This window comes from Actinocorallia lasiicapitis, assembly GCF_054778695.1.
Map to the genome: position 1 here is coordinate 1 of NZ_BAAGZI010000598.1, position 2,376 is coordinate 2,376.

Annotated in this window: 3 protein-coding genes; all 3 read right to left on the reverse strand. The window is 71.9% G+C overall.

All coding sequences use genetic code 11. From position 1 onward, the window contains the following. Nucleotides 1-89: 89 nt before the first annotated feature. Complete coding sequence (locus ACYVE7_RS32700) at nt 90-854, reverse strand: ABC transporter permease (RefSeq protein WP_460370278.1); 765 nt, start codon at nt 852-854, stop codon at nt 90-92. An 11-nt stretch (nt 855-865) separates the two neighbouring features. Continuing rightward, entirely contained in the window at nt 866-1,798 is a 933-nt protein-coding gene (locus ACYVE7_RS32705; protein ID WP_460370279.1) for an ATP-binding cassette domain-containing protein, read from the reverse strand. A 72-nt stretch (nt 1,799-1,870) separates the two neighbouring features. After that, on the reverse strand, nt 1,871-2,376 hold a 506-nt coding region (locus tag ACYVE7_RS32710; protein WP_460370281.1), incomplete at its 5' end, for a TOBE domain-containing protein.

Below are 2,376 nucleotides of genomic sequence, written 5' to 3' on the forward strand. Positions count from 1 at the left end.
CGTGCGCGCCGCGCTCGGCGAGGGTTTCGCCGAGGCGGCGCGCGCGGGGGAAGACGCGGACCTGGAGACGGTGCGGAAGCTCGCGGACGTCATCCTCGCCGGTTGAACAGCCTGGTCGACCAGACGAAACCGGCTGCCGCGATCACCAGGCACCAGGCCACCGCCGCGTAGCCGTCGGCGCCGATCGGGGTGCCCATGAGCAGCCCGCGGATGGTCTCGGTGATCGGGGTGAACGGCTGGTACTCGGCGAAGAACCGGACCGCGGGCGACATCGAGCCGGTCGGCACGAACGTGCTGCCGAGGAGCGGCAGCAGCGCCAGCGGCAGGACGATGTTGCTGGCGCCCTCCGGGCTCTTGCTGAGCGTGCCGAGGGCGACGGCCAGCCAGGTCACGGCGAACGACATCAGCGCGATCAGCCCGAGCGCGGCCAGCCAGCGGCCGGCGTCCGCCGACGAACGGAACCCGATCAGCACCGCGACGCCCAGCACCAGCAGCACGCTCACCATGGTCTGGATCATGCTGCCGACGACATGCCCGACCAGGATCGACGGCCGTGAGATCGCCATCGTCCGGAACCGGGCGACGATCCCCTCGGTCATGTCGGAGCAGACCGCGACGGCCGTGGTCGGTGCGGCCGACGCGACGGTCATCATGATGATGCCGGGCGTCAGATAGTCGATGTAGTCGCCGGCGCCGATGCCCGCGCCGAGGGTGCCGCCGAGGACGTAGACGAACAGCAGCAGGAAGATCAGCGGGACGAGGATTCCGCTGAGGGTGAGGCCCGGGTAGCGCAGCGCGTGCAGGAGGTTGCGGCGGAGCATGGTGCGGGAGTCGCGGAACGCGGTCGTGGTCATGGGGGTTCTCCTTACTTGCCGGTGAGGGCGAGGAAGACGTCGTCGAGGTCGGGGGTGTGGACGGTGAGGCCGTCGACCTCGATCGCCTTGGCGTCCAGCAGATCGAGCAGGGCGCGCAGCGAGCGGACGTCGCCGTCTCCGGGAACCTGCAACGTGAGGGCTTCGTCGTCGCGGACGGTGTCGCCGAGCGAGCGAGCCGCCCGGTCGAGCGCGGTGCGGTCGGTGAACCGGAGGCTGATGTGGCCGCCGGGGACGAGCCGCTTCAGCTCGCCGGCCGTGCCCTCGGCGACGATCCGGCCCTGGTCGAGGACCGCGATCCGGTCGGCGAGCTGGTCGGCCTCCTCCAGGTACTGCGTGGTCAGGAAGATCGTGACGCCGCCCGCGACGAGCCCGCGGATGATCTGCCACATGGTGCGGCGGCTGCGCGGGTCGAGGCCGGTGGTCGGCTCGTCGAGGAAGATGATCCGGGGGCGGCCGACGAGCGTCATGGCCAGGTCGAGGCGGCGCAGCATCCCGCCGGAGAAGGTCATCGCGAGTTTCTCCGCGACGTCGGCGAGGTCGAACGAGCCGAGCAGTTCGGCGGCCCTGCGCTCGCCTTCCGCGCGGTCGAGATGGCAGAGGTCCGCCATCAGCAGCAGGTTCTCTTCGGCGGTGAGCAGCTTGTCGACCGCGGAGAACTGCCCGGTCACCCCGATCGCGGCGCGCACCGCGTCGGCCTCGGCCGCCACGTCGTGCCCGGCGACGCGCACCGAGCCGGCGTCCGCCCCGATCAGCGTGGACAGGATCTTCACGGCGGTGGTCTTGCCCGCCCCGTTCGGGCCCAGCAGCGCGAAGACCGTCCCGGCGGGGACGGTCAGATCGACCCCGCCCAGCACCGTCTTGTCGCCGTAAGCCTTCCGCAGCCCGCTGGCCTCGATCGCCAGGCCGTTCCTTCGTTCGCTCATGTCCTGAACGATGAACGACCGCCCTGACACCGCCCCCCGATCCCGCTGACAGACCGCTGACAGGGGCTCTGATCAGGGGTGGAGGGTGGCGGATCCGGTGACACGGATCCCGGCGCGGTCGCCGGGACGGTGGGTGAGCGGCCCGGTGACCCGGATCAGCACGGGGACGTCGAGCCCGTCGACCGTCAGGGCGACCATCGCGTCATGGCCGTAGTACCTGACGTCGGTGACGGTCCCCTGGGCGTCGGCGGCCGTGTCGGTCAGGACGAGCTGCTCGGGCCGGAGCAGGACCGTCCCGGCGTCCTGCTCGGTGCGGGCGGCGAGCGGCACCGGGCCGAGCGCCGTGGTGGCGGTGCCGTCGGTCGCGGTCGCGGGCAGCAGCACCGACTCGCCGACGAAACCGGCCGTCCACGGGTCGGCGGGCCGGTGGTAGACCTCTTCGGGGGTGCCGCACTGGGTGATCCGGCCCGCCCTGACCACGGCCACCAGGTCGGCGGTCGACAGCGCTTCCTGCTGGTCGTGGGTGACGAGCAGCGCGGTGGCCCCGGCCGCGTGGATCGCGGCCCGCCCATTTCTCC